The organism is Pseudomonas sp. PVC-5-1 (assembly GCF_057444345.1).
In genome coordinates this window covers 1630524-1646915 of the sequence record NZ_CM172024.1, presented here as the reverse complement: position 1 = coordinate 1646915, position 16392 = coordinate 1630524, and the positions used below count along the sequence as shown (strand labels likewise).

Genomic DNA, 16392 nt, shown 5'->3' with positions numbered 1-16392 from the left:
CTCTTCCCTTGTATGAAGCGTCCTGAAACCTGCATGCAGAGCAGGACAATAGTGCTCGCCAGTATCTTTTACGGCATGTGTTTAATCAACAATTGTGCCACTTGCACAGCATTGAGCGCGGCGCCTTTGCGCACGTTGTCGGTGGTCAGCCAGAGGTTGAGTTGCTGGTCTTCATCAACACCATGCCGAACACGACCAACATAGACCACGTCCTGGCCTACTGCGTCGCCTACCGGAGTCGGATAATCGTCGCGCTCCACCAGTTCGACGCTGTCAGCCGCCTCGAGGGCCTGGTTGACCGCCTCCAGGTCGACCGGGCGACGGCTCTGTACCGCCACACTGAAGCTATCGCCGAAAAATACCGGGACTTGAACGCAGCTCACGGAAATCTTCAGTTCAGGCAGGCCCAGCAGCACACGCAGCTCACCGACCAGGCGGCGCTCCAGGGCGGTGTGGCCTTGCTCATCGGTGGCACCGACCTGGGCCAACATGTTGAACGCCACCTGGCGATCGAAGAAGCGCGGTTCCAGGGGCCGGGCATTGAGCAGCTCGGCAGTTTGCCGGGCGAGTTCGTTGACAGCTTCCCGACCTTGTGCGGACACCGCCAGCGCGGCCATCACCTGCACCCGCTCGATATCCAGCAGGCGCTTGAGCGGTGCCAGAGCAACGGCCAGGGCAACCGCGGCCGAGCACGGGCTGACGATGCGCGCGGGCAATGCCAGGTCAACCAGGCGTTCGGCGTTGGCTTCGGGCACCAGAGCCAGGGCGTCGTCCAGACCAGCGGACAGGTCGATGACCGTGCAGCCTGCCTGCAGCGCCTTGCTGGCAAAGCTTCGGCTGACTGCGGCGCCTGCGGCGAAAAAGGCCAGCTTGACCTGGGCAAAGTCGAAGCTGTCCACCTCACGTACCTTCAGCTTCTTGCCGGCGAACATCACGCTACTGCCCGCCGATTCCATGCTGGCCAGCAGGTGCAGGGTGGCGACCGGGAAAGCCAGTTCTTCGAGGATCTGCACCAGGGCTTCACCGACGCTGCCGGTGGCGCCAACGACGGCGATGTCCAAAGGGTGTGTCATGGAAGGGATCCTTTTGCTGAAAACGGCGGGGGGCGGCACTTTACTCGGATTGTAGAGTTTTGTCTGTGCTGGCCCAAACCTAGAGCTGCGCTGCTCTTGCTCTTGCTCTTGATCTTGATCTTGATCTTGATCTTGATCTTGATCTTGATCTTGATCTTCGCGACTTCAGGAGGCCGAGCAGAGGTCTTGCGGAGGGAGGTGACGGGCATGGATGCCCGTCAAGCGCTGAGGCCCCATGGATGGGGCCTGCAGCGCGTACTCCCGGGAGCAAGACCGGCGCGAGGGAACCCCGTAGCGTAGCGGAGGGGCCGGATGATGGGAGCGCAGCGTTTTTTGGTTACTTTTTGTCGCGTTTGACAAAAAGTGACTCGCCGTAAGGGCGAAAAGGTGAATCAGCGTCGCCATCGCAAACGGACTGTTCGCCATATCAAAACCGTCGCTTAAGCTTTTTGGCTTTTTGGCTTTTTGGCTTTTTGGCTTTTGGATGTGGGCATTCGCATCGAGTAGACATTCATTCGCGATGGTGGCGCCAAGTCACCTTTCCGCCCTTACGGCGGGTCCCTTTTTGTCGTGGCAAAAAGGAACCAAAAACCGTCGGCTCCCATCATCCGGCCCCTGCGCTTCGCTCCGGGGTCCCCTCGCTACGGGCTTGCTCCCGGGAGGACGCGCTGCAGGCCCCATCCATGGGGCCTCAGCGCTTGACGGGCATCCATGCCCGTCACCTCCCTCCGCAATCCCTTCGCTCGGCCTCCTGAAGTCGCAATCGGCGGCGCCTGATCTATCGCGCGCCTAGAAGCAAAAGCGAAAGCGAAAGCGAAGATGGATCGGAAATAAAAAAACCCGCGCTGTCGCCAGCGCGGGTTTTCGGTCAGACCGGAGCGATCAACGCTCCAGCAGAATCCGCAGCATGCGGCGCAGCGGCTCAGCCGCGCCCCACAGCAGCTGGTCACCTACGGTGAACGCGCCCAGGTACTGGGACCCCATGTTCAGCTTGCGCAGGCGGCCAACCGGGATGTTCAGGGTGCCGGTAACCTTGGTCGGTGTCAGCTCCTGCATGCTGATTTCACGCTGGTTAGGTACCAGCTTCACCCAAGGGTTGTGCTGGCTGATCATGCCTTCGATATCGGCCAGCGGCACGTCCTTGTTCAGCTTGATGGTCAGCGCCTGGCTGTGGCAACGCATGGCGCCGATGCGCACGCAGATGCCGTCGACCGGGATCGGGCTCTTGAAGCGGCCGAGGATCTTGTTGGTCTCGGCCTGGGCCTTCCACTCTTCACGGCTCTGGCCGTTCGGCAGTTCCTTGTCGATCCACGGGATCAGGCTGCCAGCCAGTGGCACGCCGAAGTTCTCGGTCGGGAACGCTTCGCTGCGCATGGTCTCGGCAACCTTGCGGTCGATGTCGAGGATGGCGCTGGCCGGGTTGGCCAGGTCATCGGCGACGGCAGCATGGGTAGCACCCATCTGCTTGATCAGCTCGCGCATGTTCTGCGCACCGGCACCCGAGGCCGCCTGGTAGGTCATGGCGCTCATCCACTCGACCAGGCCGGCTTCGAACAGGCCACCCAGGCCCATCAGCATCAGGCTGACGGTGCAATTGCCGCCGATGTAGTTCTTGGTACCCGCGTCCAGCTGCTGGTCGATGACCTTGCGGTTGACCGGGTCGAGGATGATCACCGCGTCATCCTGCATGCGCAGGGACGAGGCGGCGTCGATCCAGTAACCCTGCCAGCCGGCTTCACGCAGCTTGGGGAAGACCTCGTTGGTGTAGTCGCCGCCCTGGCAGGTCAGGATAACGTCGAGGGTCTTGAGTTCTTCGATCGAATAAGCATCCTTGAGCGGTGCTGTATCCTTGCCCACGTTCGGGCCTTGGCCGCCAACATTGGAGGTGGTGAAGAACACCGGCTCGATGAGGTCGAAATCCTGCTCCTCCAGCATCCGCTGCATGAGCACGGAACCGACCATACCGCGCCAACCGATCAGACCTACACGTTTCATCGCAACTACACCTTTGCTAAAAGTGGGCCGCCACCGGGAATTTTGGGTGGCGGGCCAGAGAGATTACAGATTCCGCAGCGCTGCGACTACTGCGTCGCCCATTTCCTGCGTACCAACTTTGCGGCAGCCTTCCGAGAAGATGTCGCCGGTGCGCAGCCCCTGGTCCAGGACCAGGCTCACGGCCTTCTCGATCGCCTCGGCGGCAGCCGACTGATTGAAGCTGTAACGCAGCATCATCGACACCGACAGGATGGTCGCCAGCGGGTTGGCGATGCCAAGGCCTGCGATGTCCGGGGCCGAGCCGTGGCACGGCTCGTACATGCCCTTGTTGTCGGCATCCAGCGACGCCGAAGGCAGCATGCCGATGGAGCCGGTCAGCATGGAAGCTTCATCCGACAGAATGTCACCGAACATGTTGTCGGTCACCATCACATCGAACTGCTTGGGCGCACGCACCAGCTGCATGGCGGCGTTGTCGACGTACATGTGGCTCAGTTCAACATCCGGGTAGTCCTTGGCCACGTCCTCGACCACTTCACGCCACAGCTGGCTGGAAGCCAGGACGTTGGCCTTGTCTACCGAGCACAGCTTCTTGCCGCGCACGCGGGCCATGTCGAAACCGACACGGGCAATGCGGCGCACTTCGCTTTCGCTGTACGGCAGCGTGTCGTAGGCCTGGCGCTCGCCGCCTTCCAGCTCGCGCTGGCCACGCGGGGCACCGAAGTAGATACCGCCGGTCAGCTCACGGACGATGAGGATGTCCAGGCCGGAAACGATCTCTGGCTTGAGCGACGAGGCATCGGCCAGTTGCGGGTAGAGGATGGCCGGGCGCAGGTTGGCGAACAGGCCCAGTTGCGAACGGATTTTCAGCAGGCCGCGCTCGGGGCGAATGTCACGCTCGATCTTGTCCCACTTCGGCCCGCCCACGGCGCCCAGCAGCACGGCATCGGCCTTGCGCGCACGCTCCAGGGTCTCGTCGGCCAGCGGCACGCCGTGCTTGTCGATGGCGGCGCCACCGATCACATCGTGCTCCAGGCTGAAGCCGAGCTGGAACTTGTCGTTGGCCAGCTCCAGCACCTTGACCGCCTCGGCCATGATTTCCGGGCCGATACCGTCACCTGGGAGAATCAGAATCTGCTTGCTCATGCTTTCCTCTATCCAATCACGCGGTGCGGCCAAGCGGGCCCCACCGAAAAGTTCTTAACGCTCGGCCCACAACACCAGCACATCGGTGCTGAACGAACCATCGGCCTCGATCTGGTAATACTGCCGTACTTCTTCGCCCATGGCTTGCTGCAATTGGCGAATTGCCACGCGCATTGGCTCGGGGGTGCGCATGCGCTCGACCCAGCTGGAAAACTCCAGGCGCAGCGGCTGGCGGGTGTGGCTGCGTACATGCAGGCCAGCCTCGCTGACCTGGCGTTGCCATTCGGCAGCGGAATAATCGCGCACGTGGCTGGTGTCGCGCAGTACTTCGACCGTTTGCAGGTAGGTGTCGAGCAGCGGGCTGCCCGGCGACATGACGTCGATGAACGCCGCCACGCCACCCGGCTTGAGCACTCGGCGCACTTCGCGCAGGGCCAGACCCAGATCGCTCCAGTGGTGGGCCGAGTAGCGGCTGAAGACGAAGTCGAACGAGGCGTCGGCGAACGGCAGGCGTTCGGCGGCACCGCGTTCGGTGGTGATATTGGCCAGGCCGCGCTCGGCGGCGGCACTGGCGACCACGTCGAGCATGGCTTGCGAGAGGTCGTAGGCGACCACTTCGGCAACCAGAGGGGCGACGTGGAAACTGACATGACCGGCACCGCAGCCAAGGTCGAGCACGCGGGCATGGCCCCGCCCTGCCAGCGCGTCTTGCAGCAGGCCGAATTCACTGCCTTGGGCGTGCACGGCGCTGCTGAGGTAGGCGCTGGCCTGTTCGCCGAACTGGCGTTGGACCACATCGGTGTGCTGGGTGCTGGTCATGTCTCGATCCTTTTGGTTTTGGGTTGTCTCTACTGGCCCTATCGCCGGCAAGCCAGCTCCCACAGAGAACCCACAGTCTTCAGACCTGTGGAGTTCCTGTGGGAGCTGGCTTGCCGGCGATGAGGCCAGCAAACCCAACTACATCATTCAGGCATCACGGAACAGCCAAGGCTGCCCGGCGCGGTGCTTGCCTTCGAAGGCCTTGATCGCATCGCTGTCCTGCAGGGTCAGGCCGATGTCGTCCAGGCCGTTGAGCAAGCAGTGCTTGCGGAACGCATCGATCTCGAAGTGCAGCACCTTGCCATCCGGACGGGTCACCGCCTGCGCCTGCAGGTCGATGGTCAGCTGATAGCCCGGGATGGCTTCGACCTGCTTGAACAGCTCGTCGACTTCCTCGTCGCTGAGGATGATCGGCAGCAAGCCGTTCTTGAAGCTGTTGTTGAAGAAGATGTCGGCAAAGCTTGGCGCGATCACGCTGCGGAAGCCGTACTCGTCCAGCGCCCATGGGGCGTGCTCACGGCTGGAGCCGCAACCGAAGTTCTCCCGCGCCAGCAACACGCTGGCACCCTGGTAGCGATCGTGGTTGAGCACGAACTCCTCGTTCAGCGGGCGCTTGCTGTTGTCCTGGTAAGGCTGGCCCACGTCCAGGTAACGCCACTCGTCGAACAGGTTGGGGCCGAAGCCGGTGCGCTTGATCGACTTCAGGAACTGCTTGGGGATGATCTGGTCGGTGTCGACGTTGGCACGGTCCAACGGCGCGACGAGGCCAGTGTGCTGGGTAAAGGCTTTCATGCTGCGCTCCCTTGGATCAACTCGCGGACATCGATGAAGTGGCCGGTCACCGCGGCGGCGGCGGCCATGGCCGGGCTGACCAGGTGGGTGCGGCCACCGGCCCCCTGACGGCCTTCGAAGTTGCGGTTGGAGGTAGACGCGCAATGCTCGCCGCTCTCCAGGCGGTCCGGGTTCATCGCCAGGCACATCGAGCAGCCTGGCTCACGCCATTCGAAACCGGCCTCGAGGAAGATCTTGTCCAGGCCTTCGCGCTCGGCCTGGGCCTTGACCAGGCCCGAGCCCGGCACCACCAGCGCCTGCTTGACGTTGGCCGCGACCTTGCGGCCCTTGGCGATTTCGGCGGCAGCGCGCAGGTCTTCGATACGCGAGTTGGTGCACGAACCGATGAACACGCGGTCGAGCTTGATATCGGTGATCGCCTGGTTGGCGGCGAGGCCCATGTACTTGAGGGCACGCTCGATCGAACCACGTTTGATCAGGTCAGGCTCGGCAGCCGGGTCCGGCACGCGCTGGTCGACAGCGAGGACCATCTCCGGCGAAGTGCCCCAGCTGACCTGCGGCTTGATTTGCGCAGCGTCGAGCTCGACCACGGTGTCGAACACCGCGTCAGCGTCGGAGACCAGGCCTTTCCAGGCTTCGACCGCCTGCTTCCACTGCTCGCCCTTCGGCGCGTACGGGCGGCCTTCGACATAGGCAACAGTGGTGTCGTCCACCGCCACCAGGCCTACGCGGGCACCGGCTTCGATGGACATGTTGCAGATGGTCATGCGGCCTTCCATCGACAATTCGCGGATGGCGCTGCCAGCAAATTCCATGGCGTGGCCGTTACCACCGGCGGTACCGATCTTGCCGATCACGGCCAGGACGATGTCCTTGGCGGTTACGCCGGCAGGCAACTGGCCTTCCACGCGCACCAGCATGTTCTTCATTTTCTTGGCGACCAGGCACTGGGTAGCAAGCACGTGCTCCACTTCGGAGGTGCCGATGCCGTGGGCCAGGGCACCGAAGGCGCCGTGGGTGGAGGTGTGCGAGTCACCGCAGACCACAGTCATGCCAGGCAAGGTGGCACCCTGCTCCGGGCTGATGACGTGGACGATGCCTTGACGCTCGTCATTCATCTTGAATTCGACGATGCCATATTCGTCACAGTTCTCGTCAAGGGTCTGCACCTGCAGGCGCGACACCTGGTCGACGATGGCCTCGATACCGCCCTTGCGCTCTGGCGTGGTCGGCACGTTGTGGTCAGGCGTGGCGATGTTGGCGTCGATGCGCCAAGGTTTGCGGTTGGCCAGGCGCAGGCCTTCGAAGGCCTGGGGCGACGTCACTTCGTGGATGATGTGACGGTCGATGTAGATCAAGGACGAGCCGTCATCACGGCGCTTGACCTCATGGGCTTCCCAGAGTTTGTCGTAGAGCGTTTTGCCAGCCATCAGACTGTTCCTCATCAGCGTCTTTCTATGCCAAAGACCCCTTGGCTTGTGCGGTCGATGCTAGGGGGTTAGATTGAATAACTCAAATTCATAATTTTTATGCTTTGGATAACCAACAGGAATGCGACCCCATGGATCTGGCCAACCTTAGCGCCTTCATCGCGATTGCCGAAACCGGTAGTTTTTCCGGGGCGGCCGACCGCCTGTTCCTGACTCAACCGGCCGTCAGCAAACGCATCGCCGGACTGGAACAGCAACTGGATGTGCGCCTGTTCGACCGGCTGGGCCGCGAGGTGACCCTGACCGAGGCGGGCCGCGCCCTGCTTCCCCGCGCCTACCAGATCCTCAACGTCCTCGATGATACCCGGCGCGCACTGACCAATTTGACCGGAGAAGTGAGTGGTCGGCTGACCCTTGCCACCAGCCACCATATCGGCTTGCACCGCCTACCCCCGCTGCTGCGGGCCTTCACCCGGGAATACCCTGCAGTGGCGCTGGATATTCAGTTCATGGATTCGGAAGCGGCCTACGACGAAATCCTCCATGGCCGCGCGGAGATTGCCGTTATCACCTTGGCACCCGAGCCGCACCACCTGGTCAAGGCCGTGCCGGTATGGGACGACGCCCTGGACTTCGTCGCCGCTCCCGAGCACCCGCTGGCCAACAACAACACGGTCAGCCTGGCCGACGTCGCCCGCCACCCGGCCGTGTTCCCCGGCGGCAACACTTTTACCCACCACATTGTTCAGCGCCTGTTCGAAAGCCAGGGCCTGACACCGAACATCGCCATGAGTACCAACTATCTGGAAACCATCAAGATGATGGTGTCCATCGGCCTGGCCTGGAGCGTGCTGCCGCGCACCATGCTCGACGAACAGGTTGCACCCATCGCCTTGCCGGGCATACAGCTGTCTCGCCAGCTAGGCTACATTTTGCACACGGAGCGTACGCTTTCGAACGCGGCCAGGGCATTCATGGCCCTGCTCGACAGCCACGCAGGGCCCGCCTGACCGGTCGTCAGCCCGGTATTGCCACCTCCAAGGACGCGTCATACGCCAAAGGTCTGGTACCGATGCCCAAATCAGCGAATCGCTTTTTGCGCCTGCCGCGCATACCAGCGGCCGACCCTCAGGAGTCGGAACAGGCCTGGCAGAACGCCCCACAGTTGCTGGCCGCACTCAACGGCGCACGGCTGGGTGCCTGGCTATGGGATATCGACAGCGGCCGGGTGAGCTGGTCACGGGGCACCCAGGCCCTGTTCGGCTTCGACCCGCAGCGCCCGCTCCCCGCAGATATCGACTACCTCGACCTGCTGCCGGAGGAAGACCGTGCGCGCACACGCCTGGTGTTCCAGGCAGTGTTCAACGGCGAACCGGTGGAGCAGGCCATGCGCCACCGCATCCGCTGGCCGGACGGCAGCCTGCACTGGCTGGAGATCAACGGCAGCCTGACCCACGACCCGAACGGCCGGCCGCAGATGATCGGGGTGATCCGTGAAATCACCCGCCAGCGCGAGCGGGAAACGGCGTTGATCAATTCGGAAAAACGCTTCGCCACCCTGTTCCACCTCAGCCCCAATGCCATTTTGCTCACCCGACGCCACGACGGCATGATTTTCGAGGTCAACCAGCACTTCGAAGACATGTTCGGCTGGCCCGGCAGCCAGGTGATCGGCAAGACCAGCCTGGAGCTTGGCCTGTGGGCAAACCCCGAACAGCGCCACCAGTTGCTGGAGTCGACCCGTGGCAACACTGGCCCTTTGATAATGGAAGTCCAGTTCCGCGCTACCAGCGGCAAGGTACATGACGGCATCCTCTGTACCCAGGGCATCGAACTGGAGGGCGGGACCTTCCTGCTCAGCACCTTTATCGACACCACCGAGCGCAAACGTGCCGAGCAGGCCTTGAAGGACAGCCAGGAGCGCCTGGACCTGGCCCTGGATTCGGCACAGCTGGGCACCTGGGACTGGCATATTCCCAGCGGCATGCTCTACGGTTCGGCGCGCGCCGCGCAGCTGCACGGCCTGCCGCCCATCCCGTTTCACGAATCGTTCGACGCGTTTTTCGAAGGGGTCCCGGAGCAAGAGCGCAATTCGATGCGCCAGGCCTACCGCAGCCTGCGCGAAGGACCTGCCGGCAACTACCAGATCACCTACCGGGTACAGCTGGAAAACGGCATCTCGCGCTACATCGAAAGCCGCGCCCGGCTGTACCGCGACGAGCAGGGCAACCCGCTGCGCATGGCTGGCACTTTGCTCGACATCACCGACCAGGTGGAGCGCGAACAGCGCCTGAGCGCTTCGGAAGAGAAGTTCGCCAGCCTGTTCCAGGTCAGCCCCGACCCAATCTGTGTCACCCGCCAGGACACCGGGCAGTTCATCGAGATCAATCCGGCGTTCACCCAGACCTTCGGCTGGAGCACCGAGCAGGTGATCGGCCGCACCGCCGAGGAAATCGGCCTGTGGGCGGAGTCCATCGAGCGCGCGCAACGCATTGAGCGGGTAATCCGCGAGCAGGCCCTGAGCAACGTCGCCGTAGTGGTCAACCACCGCAATGGGGCACCGCTGACCTGCGTGATTTCCAGCCGCCTGATCACCGTCGATGACCAGCCTTGCAGTGTTACCACCCTGCGCGACATCACCCAGCAGCAGCGCGCCGAGGCGGCGCTGAAGTCCAGCGAGGAGAAGTTTGCCAAGGCCTTCCACTCCAGCCCTGACGCCATCACCATCACCGAACGCTACAGCGGTCGCTACCTGGAAATCAACGACGGTTTCTGCCGCCTGACCGGCTACAACGCCGCCGACGTGGTCGGCCGCACGGTGTACGAGATCGGCATCTGGGCCGACGACAAGCAGCGCAGCGCCCTGCTGGCCGAGTTGCGCGAGCGTGGCCGGGTGCATCATCGCGAGATGCTAGGGCGCAACAAGCGCGGCGACATCCTCACCGTGGAAGTGTCGGTGGAGCCGATCACCCTCAATGAGGTGGACTGCCTGCTGGTAACCGCCCGCGATGTCAGCCAGCTGAAAAACGCCCAGGCACAGATTCGCCACCTGGCCTACCACGACCCGCTGACCAACCTGCCCAACCGCGCCCTGCTGATGGACCGCCTGAGCCAGCAGATCGCCCTGCTCAGGCGCCACAACCTTCGCGGCGCCCTGCTGTTCCTCGACCTCGACCACTTCAAGCACATCAACGACTCGCTGGGCCACCCGGTGGGCGACACGGTGCTGAAGATCATCACAGCGCGGCTGGAAGCCAGTGTGCGCCTGGAAGACACCGTGGCGCGCCTGGGTGGCGATGAGTTCGTGGTATTGCTCAGCGGCCTGGAAGGCAGCCGCGAGCTGGTCGAAGAGAAAGTCCGCGGGCTGGCCGATACCCTGCGCGAACTGCTGGCCGAGCCGATGTCGCTGGATGGCCAGCGTCTGCAGGTAACACCCAGCATCGGCGTGGCGCTGATCCCTGACCACGGCGCCACCCCGGCCGACCTGCTCAAGCGTGCCGATATCGCCCTGTACCGTGCCAAGGATTCCGGGCGCAACACCACCCAGCTGTTTCATACCACCATGCAGAAAGCTGCCAGCGAGCGCCTGCGCATGGAAAACGACCTGCGCCTGGCCTTGGCCCGCGGCGAGTTGGCGCTGCACTTCCAGCCGCAGGTGGATGCGCGCGACAACCGCATCGTCGGTGCCGAGGTACTGCTGCGCTGGCATCATCCGCAACTGGGTCAGCAGCCACCGGCGCAATTCATTCAGGTGCTGGAAGAAAGCGGCCTGATCCTGGAGGTTGGCAGCTGGATACTCGACGAAGCTTGCGATGCCTGCGCACGCATGCTCGGCGACGGGCTGATCGACGCCGATGATTTCAGCTTGTGCGTGAACATCAGCCCACGGCAGTTCCGCCAGAACGACTTTGTCGGGCGGGTGCTGCGCAGCCTGGACGATTACCGCCTGCCACGGCGAATGCTGACGCTGGAAATTACCGAAGGCATCGTCATCCAGAACCTGGAGGACACCATCAGCAAGATGCGCGAGCTGAAGCGCTACGGGGTGAGCTTTGCCATGGATGACTTCGGCACCGGTTATTCCTCGCTGACCTACCTGAAACGCCTGCCAGTGGATGCGCTGAAGATCGACCAGACCTTCGTGCGCGATGCGCCGGAAGACCCCAACGACGCCGAAATCGTCCGCGCCATCGTCGCCATGGCTCGCAGCCTGGATCTGACGGTGATTGCCGAAGGGGTGGAGCTGACCGAACAGCTGGAGTTCCTGGAACGGCTGGGGTGCCACCTGTACCAGGGGTACTTGCACAGCCGGCCGCTGCCGTTGCCGGAGTTCCGGCAGATGTTGCTGGAGGCGCCGGCGGATTACTGAAACCGCTCCCACAGTGATCGCGCCAGCTTCTGGATGTTGTGCAAGACAGCCGCCACAAAAAAGGGCACCCCTAGGGGTGCCCTTTTTCACATCTACACGATCAGTTCAGCGCTGGCTTGTCGCCGTTGATCGGAATGCGCTTGGCCTTGGCCTCTTCAGGCACGATGCGCAGCAGGTCGATGCTGAGCAGGCCATTGGCCAGGCCGGCGGCCTTGACTTCGATATGGTCGGCCAGGCGGAACGACAGCTTGAAGGCGCGCTGCGCGATACCCTGATGCAGGTAGGTCACTTCAGCAGGGCCATTGTCGCGCTTGCCACCGGTCACGGTCAGGACACCTTTTTCAACCTGCAGGTCGAGGTCCTCTTCCTGGAAACCGGCTGCAGCAACCACGATACGGTAGTGGTCATCGCCATGCTTTTCCACATTGTAGGGCGGGTAGCTGCTACCGGCCTCGTTACGTGCCGCGGATTCGAACAGGTCGTTGAAACGGTCGAAACCAACGGAATGGCGGAACAGTGGAGCGAGAGAGAAAGCGGTAGTCATGGTCATGAACTCCTGAGATTCAGCAAGTAAGTCATTACGCGACCCGACTTCGGCATCGCGTACTCAAGAGATATGGCCGAGGGAAATGCTTTCAAGGGGCGGGGAGAAAAAATCTGGATTCCTGCACTGGATTTGATGGCCTCTTCGCGGGCACGCCCACTCCCACAGGTACTGCACAGGGCTCAGAATCCGTGAGGTCCCTGTGGGAGCGGGCGAGCACGCGAAAGGGCCGGATCAGGCAACACAAGCCTCCAAGGAAACCGCCTCAACCCCCAGCAACCGGCTGATCCGCGCACAGTCATCCTCCCGCCGCAATTCGGCAAACAGCACAACCGCTTCGGGATAACTGCGGGTCAGCATCGCCAGCCACTGCTTCATCCGCCCCGGTGCATAGCGCGGCGACAACTTGGCCTGGGCCTGACGCCAAAACTCGCGAAGCAACGGCAGCAGGTCGTCCCAGCTCATCGGCTGGTACTCCCGCCCGTCACGCGCCGCGGCAATCTGCAGCCCAAGATCGGGGCGCGAAACCAGCCCACGGCCCAGCATGATATCTTCGGCGCCACTGACCTCACGACAACGCCTCCAGTCATCCACGGTCCAGATCTCGCCGTTGGCGAACACTGGCACCTTGACCACATCCTGCACCCGCGCCACCCACTCCCAGTGGGCCGGGGGCTTGTAGCCCTCGACCTTCGTCCGCGCATGCACCACCAGGTGCGCCGAACCGCCTTCGGCCAGCGCCATGGCACACTCCAGCGCACCATCGGGGCTGTCGAAACCCAGGCGCATCTTCGAGGTGACCGGGATATGTGCCGGCACGGCACGGCGCACTTCACGCACAATGGCGTGCAGCAGCTCCGGCTCCTTGAGCAGCACCGCTCCACCGCGCGACTTGTTCACGGTCTTGGCCGGGCAACCGAAGTTCAGGTCTATCACCGGCGCGCCCAACTGGCAGGCCAGCGCGGCGTTTTCCGCCAGGCACACAGGGTCCGACCCCAACAACTGCACGCGCATTGGTACCCCTGCAGCGGTCCGTGCGCCATTGCGCAACTCGGGCGCCAGCTTGTCGAACGAGGAAGGCGGCAGCAGGCGGTCGCACACGCGAATGAACTCGGTGACGCACCAGTCGATACCGCCCACGCGGGTCAGCACGTCGCGCAGGATGTTGTCGACCAGCCCCTCCATGGGGGCCAGGGCAATTTGCATGTCGGGGTCTCGGCGGAAAAAGCCGGCAGTCTAACAAAAATTGCCGGTGTTTCAGGCGCCGATCAGCGCCGGGCCGTAACCGTCGAGGAACTCCGCCGGCATGCGCTTGGGCTTGCCGCTGGACAGCTCGATGCAGGCAAAGGTGGTCTGGGCGCGCAGCAAAGTCACGCCGTCGCGCGGGCGCTTGAGCTGGAAGCGCCGGGTCATGCGCAGGCGCTGGTCCCAGTCGATGATCCAGGTGGCCAGTTGCAACTCGTCATCCTCGTAGGCAGCGGCCAGGTAGTCGATTTCGTGGCGCACCACCGCCATGGCCCGGTCCAGCCGGCGATATTCGGCCAGGTCCAGGCCCAGGCGCTGGGAATGGCGCCAGGCGCAGCGCTCCAGCCAGGTGACGTAGACCGCGTTGTTGGCGTGGCCAAGGCCGTCGATATCCTCGCTACCGACGCGCAGGTCGATGACGAAGGGTGTTGCCAAGTCCCAGCTCATGTTCGCTTCCTTGGAGCAAAAGTGGATTTAGCAGGGACCTGCAGAAAAAAGTCCAGCCCTTGTGGAGGTTTTACCGGCCTCATCGCCGGCAAGCCAGCTCCCACAGGGTCTGCGCTGGTTCAAAGGCTTGCGCTGTACCTGTGGGAGCTGGCTTGCCGGCGATGAGGCCAGTACAGGCAACATCATCAGGCACTTTGCCGCGCTGGTGCGCCAGCCCGGGCCAGCAGCTCCAGCACCGCTTCACTCAGGCGCGGATCGGACAGCACGCGCTGGTGGCCACCCGCCTCCAGCAGCATCAGGCGGCTATCGAACCAGGCCTTGTGGATAACCCGGGCCTCATCAGCTGCGACCAAGGCATCATCGGCGGCATGCACCACCAGCCCGGGCAACTCCAACTGGTAACCCGTCACATCCAGCCGCGCAATCTGCATGCCCACATCCCGCTCCACCTGGCGAATGAATGCAGCCCGCGCCCGCGCCGGCAGACCCAGACGATGGGCAAAGCCACGCAGTACGCCCAATAGCCGCGCCGGGGCAGCGATGCTTACCGCTGCCTCGGTACGCAGCCCCATCTGCAAGGCCAGCAATACGCTGGCGCCGCCCATGGAATGGCCAATAACCGCGCGCAGCGGCGGCAGCTCGGCGGCAGCTTCCAGCAGCGCTCGGGCAAACAACACCACATTTGCCTGTTCGCCAGGCGAACGGCCATGCCCCGGCCCCTCCAGCGACACCACCGTGTGCCCCGCCTGGACCAAGGTTTCGATCAACGCGGCAAACTGGGTCGGGCGCCCCTCCCAGCCGTGCATCATCAGCACGGTCGGCCCCTTGCCCCAGCGCAAGGCCGACAAGCCGAAGCGCAAAGTGATGCGCTCGGCGCTGGCCAGCACGGGCAACTCCCAATCCCGTGGCGGCAGGTTGCGAGGGGTCATGAAGGCACGGCGCATCTTGCCCGCGACATGCTCGGGGGCCAGGCGGCCCAAGGTGCCATTGACACCACGAATCCAGCTCAGGGTAGTCATCGCCATGCTCCAGGCTCAAAGCACCGCCGATTTGGCGGCGCGCAGAATACGATCGGACAATTCGCTGGTGCCCAGGGCACGGGCAAGCGCCAGGCCACCAACCATCAGGGCCAGGTCGGCCAATGCCTTGTCGGCGTCCTCGGGGCGGTCGACCATGGCGGCAGCCATCAACTCGATGTGCTCGGCCAGAACCTCGCGGAAGGCCTCTGGCAGGCGCTGCATCTCGCCCAGCGAATTGGGCAGCGGGCAGGCATGCACTTCGGCATCACGGTGCTTGCGCGAAAGATAGAACGCACTGGCCAGCGCCCGCCGCCCGGCGCCATCGAGGCTGGGGTCGATCTGCGCGAGCAAGGCGCGGCGCTCGCCCAGCAACTGGCGGAACGCTTCGAGCATCAACTCGTCCTTGCTGTCGAAGTGGGCGTAGAAACCACCGACGGTCAGGCCTGCCGCACCCATGACCTGGCTGACGCTGGGCTCGGCCGGGCCGTGCTGGATCAGCGCACTTCGCGCCGCCTCGAGAATGCGCTCGCGGGTTCTGCTCTTCTTGTCGCTCATCAGGCCACTCGCCAACAAAAATATGATGATCGAAATATTATTCGCATAATATTTTTTGGCAAGCAGAATCTGCAGCCGCCTGTCGGTCGCGAAATTTTGATTAGGGGAGAAAAACAAAAGGCCCATTCAATAATCGAATGAGCCTTCAAAGTCCCGCAAAACGCGGGTAAACGTGGCGTCCCCTAGGGGACTCGAACCCCTGTTACCGCCGTGAAAGGGCGGTGTCCTAGGCCACTAGACGAAGGGGACGTAACCTTCGTGCCGATCCGCTTACGCGAACCGCGGCAGAAATGGTGGAGCTAAGCGGGATCGAACCGCTGACCTCCTGCATGCCATGCAGGCGCTCTCCCAGCTGAGCTATAGCCCCGAAACAAAAGGCTCATCAGTAATCGACGAGCCTTTAAAGCCCTGCAAAACGCAGGAAAAGTGGCGTCCCCTAGGGGACTCGAACCCCTGTTACCGCCGTGAAAGGGCGGTGTCCTAGGCCACTAGACGAAGGGGACGTAACCTTCGTGCCGATCCGCTTTCGCGAACCGCGGCAAATTGGTGGAGCTAAGCGGGATCGAACCGCTGACCTCCTGCATGCCATGCAGGCGCTCTCCCAGCTGAGCTATAGCCCCGGATTTCTAGCCTCTCGGCCCAGCGACATCCTGAAACATCGCTTGTGCAAAACTGGCGTCCCCTAGGGGACTCGAACCCCTGTTACCGCCGTGAAAGGGCGGTGTCCTAGGCCACTAGACGAAGGGGACGAACCTTCTTACCTTCAAGACCCGGTTGCTGGACCCGGTCTTGCCCGACAGCCTTGGCTGCCAGGCGGAATTTGGTGGAGCTAAGCGGGATCGAACCGCTGACCTCCTGCATGCCATGCAGGCGCTCTCCCAGCTGAGCTATAGCCCCACAATGTCGCTTTGAACCGAAGCGCTGGCTGGGTGCCTGGCGTTTCGTTTTCGTTCATCGC

Annotated in this window: 13 protein-coding genes and 6 tRNA genes; 2 read left to right on the top strand and 17 right to left on the bottom strand. The window is 63.0% G+C overall.

The features are described from left to right. Window positions 1-68 precede the first annotated feature (68 nt). From AC2T3R_RS07540 to leuC, 6 genes are all read right to left on the bottom strand, one after another. A complete protein-coding gene (locus tag AC2T3R_RS07540; protein WP_486744865.1) occupies window positions 69-1073 on the bottom strand; it encodes an aspartate-semialdehyde dehydrogenase in 1005 nt (334 codons plus the stop codon). Between the two features lie 882 nt (window positions 1074-1955). After that, window positions 1956-3068, bottom strand: a complete 1113-nt coding sequence (asd, locus tag AC2T3R_RS07535; RefSeq protein WP_023660790.1) for an aspartate-semialdehyde dehydrogenase — start codon at window positions 3066-3068, stop codon at window positions 1956-1958. A 63-nt stretch (window positions 3069-3131) separates the two neighbouring features. Beyond that, a complete protein-coding gene (leuB, locus tag AC2T3R_RS07530; protein WP_013971603.1) occupies window positions 3132-4214 on the bottom strand; it encodes a 3-isopropylmalate dehydrogenase in 1083 nt (360 codons plus the stop codon). Window positions 4215-4268: 54 nt separating this feature from the next. Continuing rightward, window positions 4269-5033: a class I SAM-dependent methyltransferase gene (locus AC2T3R_RS07525; RefSeq protein ID WP_015269432.1), complete on the bottom strand. Its 765-nt coding sequence runs from the start codon at window positions 5031-5033 to the stop codon at window positions 4269-4271. 147 nt (window positions 5034-5180) lie between these two features. Next, window positions 5181-5825 (bottom strand): 3-isopropylmalate dehydratase small subunit, encoded by a 645-nt coding sequence (gene leuD, locus AC2T3R_RS07520; protein ID WP_486744864.1) that lies wholly within the window; start codon window positions 5823-5825, stop codon window positions 5181-5183. Beyond that, window positions 5822-7255 (bottom strand): 3-isopropylmalate dehydratase large subunit, encoded by a 1434-nt coding sequence (gene leuC, locus AC2T3R_RS07515; protein WP_013971600.1) that lies wholly within the window; start codon window positions 7253-7255, stop codon window positions 5822-5824. Before leuC ends, leuD begins: the two co-directional genes overlap by 4 nt. A gap of 131 nt (window positions 7256-7386) precedes the next feature. On the opposite strand from leuC, the gene AC2T3R_RS07510 reads away from it, so the two are divergent. Then, complete coding sequence (locus AC2T3R_RS07510) at window positions 7387-8265, top strand: LysR family transcriptional regulator (RefSeq protein WP_015269430.1); 879 nt, start codon at window positions 7387-7389, stop codon at window positions 8263-8265. 62 nt (window positions 8266-8327) lie between these two features. Beyond that, the gene (locus AC2T3R_RS07505; RefSeq protein WP_486744863.1) at window positions 8328-11624 is read left to right on the top strand and encodes a PAS domain S-box protein; all 3297 of its coding nucleotides are present in this window, start codon (window positions 8328-8330) and stop codon (window positions 11622-11624) included. 100 nt (window positions 11625-11724) lie between these two features. Here AC2T3R_RS07505 and AC2T3R_RS07500 read toward each other — a convergent pair whose 3' ends face one another. The 11 genes from AC2T3R_RS07500 to AC2T3R_RS07450 all read right to left on the bottom strand — a co-directional run bounded on the left by AC2T3R_RS07500 (window position 11725) and on the right by AC2T3R_RS07450 (window position 16331). Continuing rightward, the gene (locus AC2T3R_RS07500; protein ID WP_003260273.1) at window positions 11725-12168 is read right to left on the bottom strand and encodes an Hsp20 family protein; all 444 of its coding nucleotides are present in this window, start codon (window positions 12166-12168) and stop codon (window positions 11725-11727) included. 234 nt (window positions 12169-12402) lie between these two features. Then, a complete protein-coding gene (locus tag AC2T3R_RS07495; protein WP_409266272.1) occupies window positions 12403-13374 on the bottom strand; it encodes a tRNA dihydrouridine synthase in 972 nt (323 codons plus the stop codon). Window positions 13375-13425: 51 nt separating this feature from the next. Further along, complete coding sequence (locus tag AC2T3R_RS07490) at window positions 13426-13860, bottom strand: acyl-CoA thioesterase (protein WP_015269427.1); 435 nt, start codon at window positions 13858-13860, stop codon at window positions 13426-13428. 185 nt (window positions 13861-14045) lie between these two features. Further along, complete coding sequence (locus AC2T3R_RS07485) at window positions 14046-14879, bottom strand: alpha/beta fold hydrolase (RefSeq protein ID WP_003260276.1); 834 nt, start codon at window positions 14877-14879, stop codon at window positions 14046-14048. Between the two features lie 15 nt (window positions 14880-14894). Continuing rightward, the gene (locus AC2T3R_RS07480; protein ID WP_013971594.1) at window positions 14895-15434 is read right to left on the bottom strand and encodes a TetR/AcrR family transcriptional regulator; all 540 of its coding nucleotides are present in this window, start codon (window positions 15432-15434) and stop codon (window positions 14895-14897) included. Window positions 15435-15607: 173 nt separating this feature from the next. Next, window positions 15608-15683, bottom strand: a tRNA-Glu gene (locus AC2T3R_RS07475). A 42-nt stretch (window positions 15684-15725) separates the two neighbouring features. Continuing rightward, window positions 15726-15801, bottom strand: a tRNA-Ala gene (locus AC2T3R_RS07470). A gap of 60 nt (window positions 15802-15861) precedes the next feature. Further along, window positions 15862-15937: transfer RNA gene (locus AC2T3R_RS07465), tRNA-Glu, on the bottom strand. Window positions 15938-15978: 41 nt separating this feature from the next. Continuing rightward, window positions 15979-16054 (bottom strand) — tRNA-Ala (locus AC2T3R_RS07460). A 53-nt stretch (window positions 16055-16107) separates the two neighbouring features. Continuing rightward, window positions 16108-16183, bottom strand: a tRNA-Glu gene (locus AC2T3R_RS07455). A 72-nt stretch (window positions 16184-16255) separates the two neighbouring features. Beyond that, window positions 16256-16331, bottom strand: a tRNA-Ala gene (locus AC2T3R_RS07450). Window positions 16332-16392 lie beyond the last annotated feature (61 nt).

What these genes read in the sequence shown, in the direction of transcription:
- AC2T3R_RS07540 (WP_486744865.1), bottom strand. Translation starts at nt 1,073, where the DNA reads ATGACACACCCTTTGGACATCGCCGTCGTTGGCGCCACCGGCAGCGTC.
- asd (WP_023660790.1), bottom strand. Translation starts at nt 3,068, where the DNA reads ATGAAACGTGTAGGTCTGATCGGTTGGCGCGGTATGGTCGGTTCCGTG.
- leuB (WP_013971603.1), bottom strand. Translation starts at nt 4,214, where the DNA reads ATGAGCAAGCAGATTCTGATTCTCCCAGGTGACGGTATCGGCCCGGAA.
- AC2T3R_RS07525 (WP_015269432.1), bottom strand. Translation starts at nt 5,033, where the DNA reads ATGACCAGCACCCAGCACACCGATGTGGTCCAACGCCAGTTCGGCGAA.
- leuD (WP_486744864.1), bottom strand. Translation starts at nt 5,825, where the DNA reads ATGAAAGCCTTTACCCAGCACACTGGCCTCGTCGCGCCGTTGGACCGT.
- leuC (WP_013971600.1), bottom strand. Translation starts at nt 7,255, where the DNA reads ATGGCTGGCAAAACGCTCTACGACAAACTCTGGGAAGCCCATGAGGTC.
- AC2T3R_RS07510 (WP_015269430.1), top strand. Translation starts at nt 7,387, where the DNA reads ATGGATCTGGCCAACCTTAGCGCCTTCATCGCGATTGCCGAAACCGGT.
- AC2T3R_RS07505 (WP_486744863.1), top strand. Translation starts at nt 8,328, where the DNA reads ATGCCCAAATCAGCGAATCGCTTTTTGCGCCTGCCGCGCATACCAGCG.
- AC2T3R_RS07500 (WP_003260273.1), bottom strand. Translation starts at nt 12,168, where the DNA reads ATGACTACCGCTTTCTCTCTCGCTCCACTGTTCCGCCATTCCGTTGGT.
- AC2T3R_RS07495 (WP_409266272.1), bottom strand. Translation starts at nt 13,374, where the DNA reads ATGCAAATTGCCCTGGCCCCCATGGAGGGGCTGGTCGACAACATCCTG.
- AC2T3R_RS07490 (WP_015269427.1), bottom strand. Translation starts at nt 13,860, where the DNA reads ATGAGCTGGGACTTGGCAACACCCTTCGTCATCGACCTGCGCGTCGGT.
- AC2T3R_RS07485 (WP_003260276.1), bottom strand. Translation starts at nt 14,879, where the DNA reads ATGACTACCCTGAGCTGGATTCGTGGTGTCAATGGCACCTTGGGCCGC.
- AC2T3R_RS07480 (WP_013971594.1), bottom strand. Translation starts at nt 15,434, where the DNA reads ATGAGCGACAAGAAGAGCAGAACCCGCGAGCGCATTCTCGAGGCGGCG.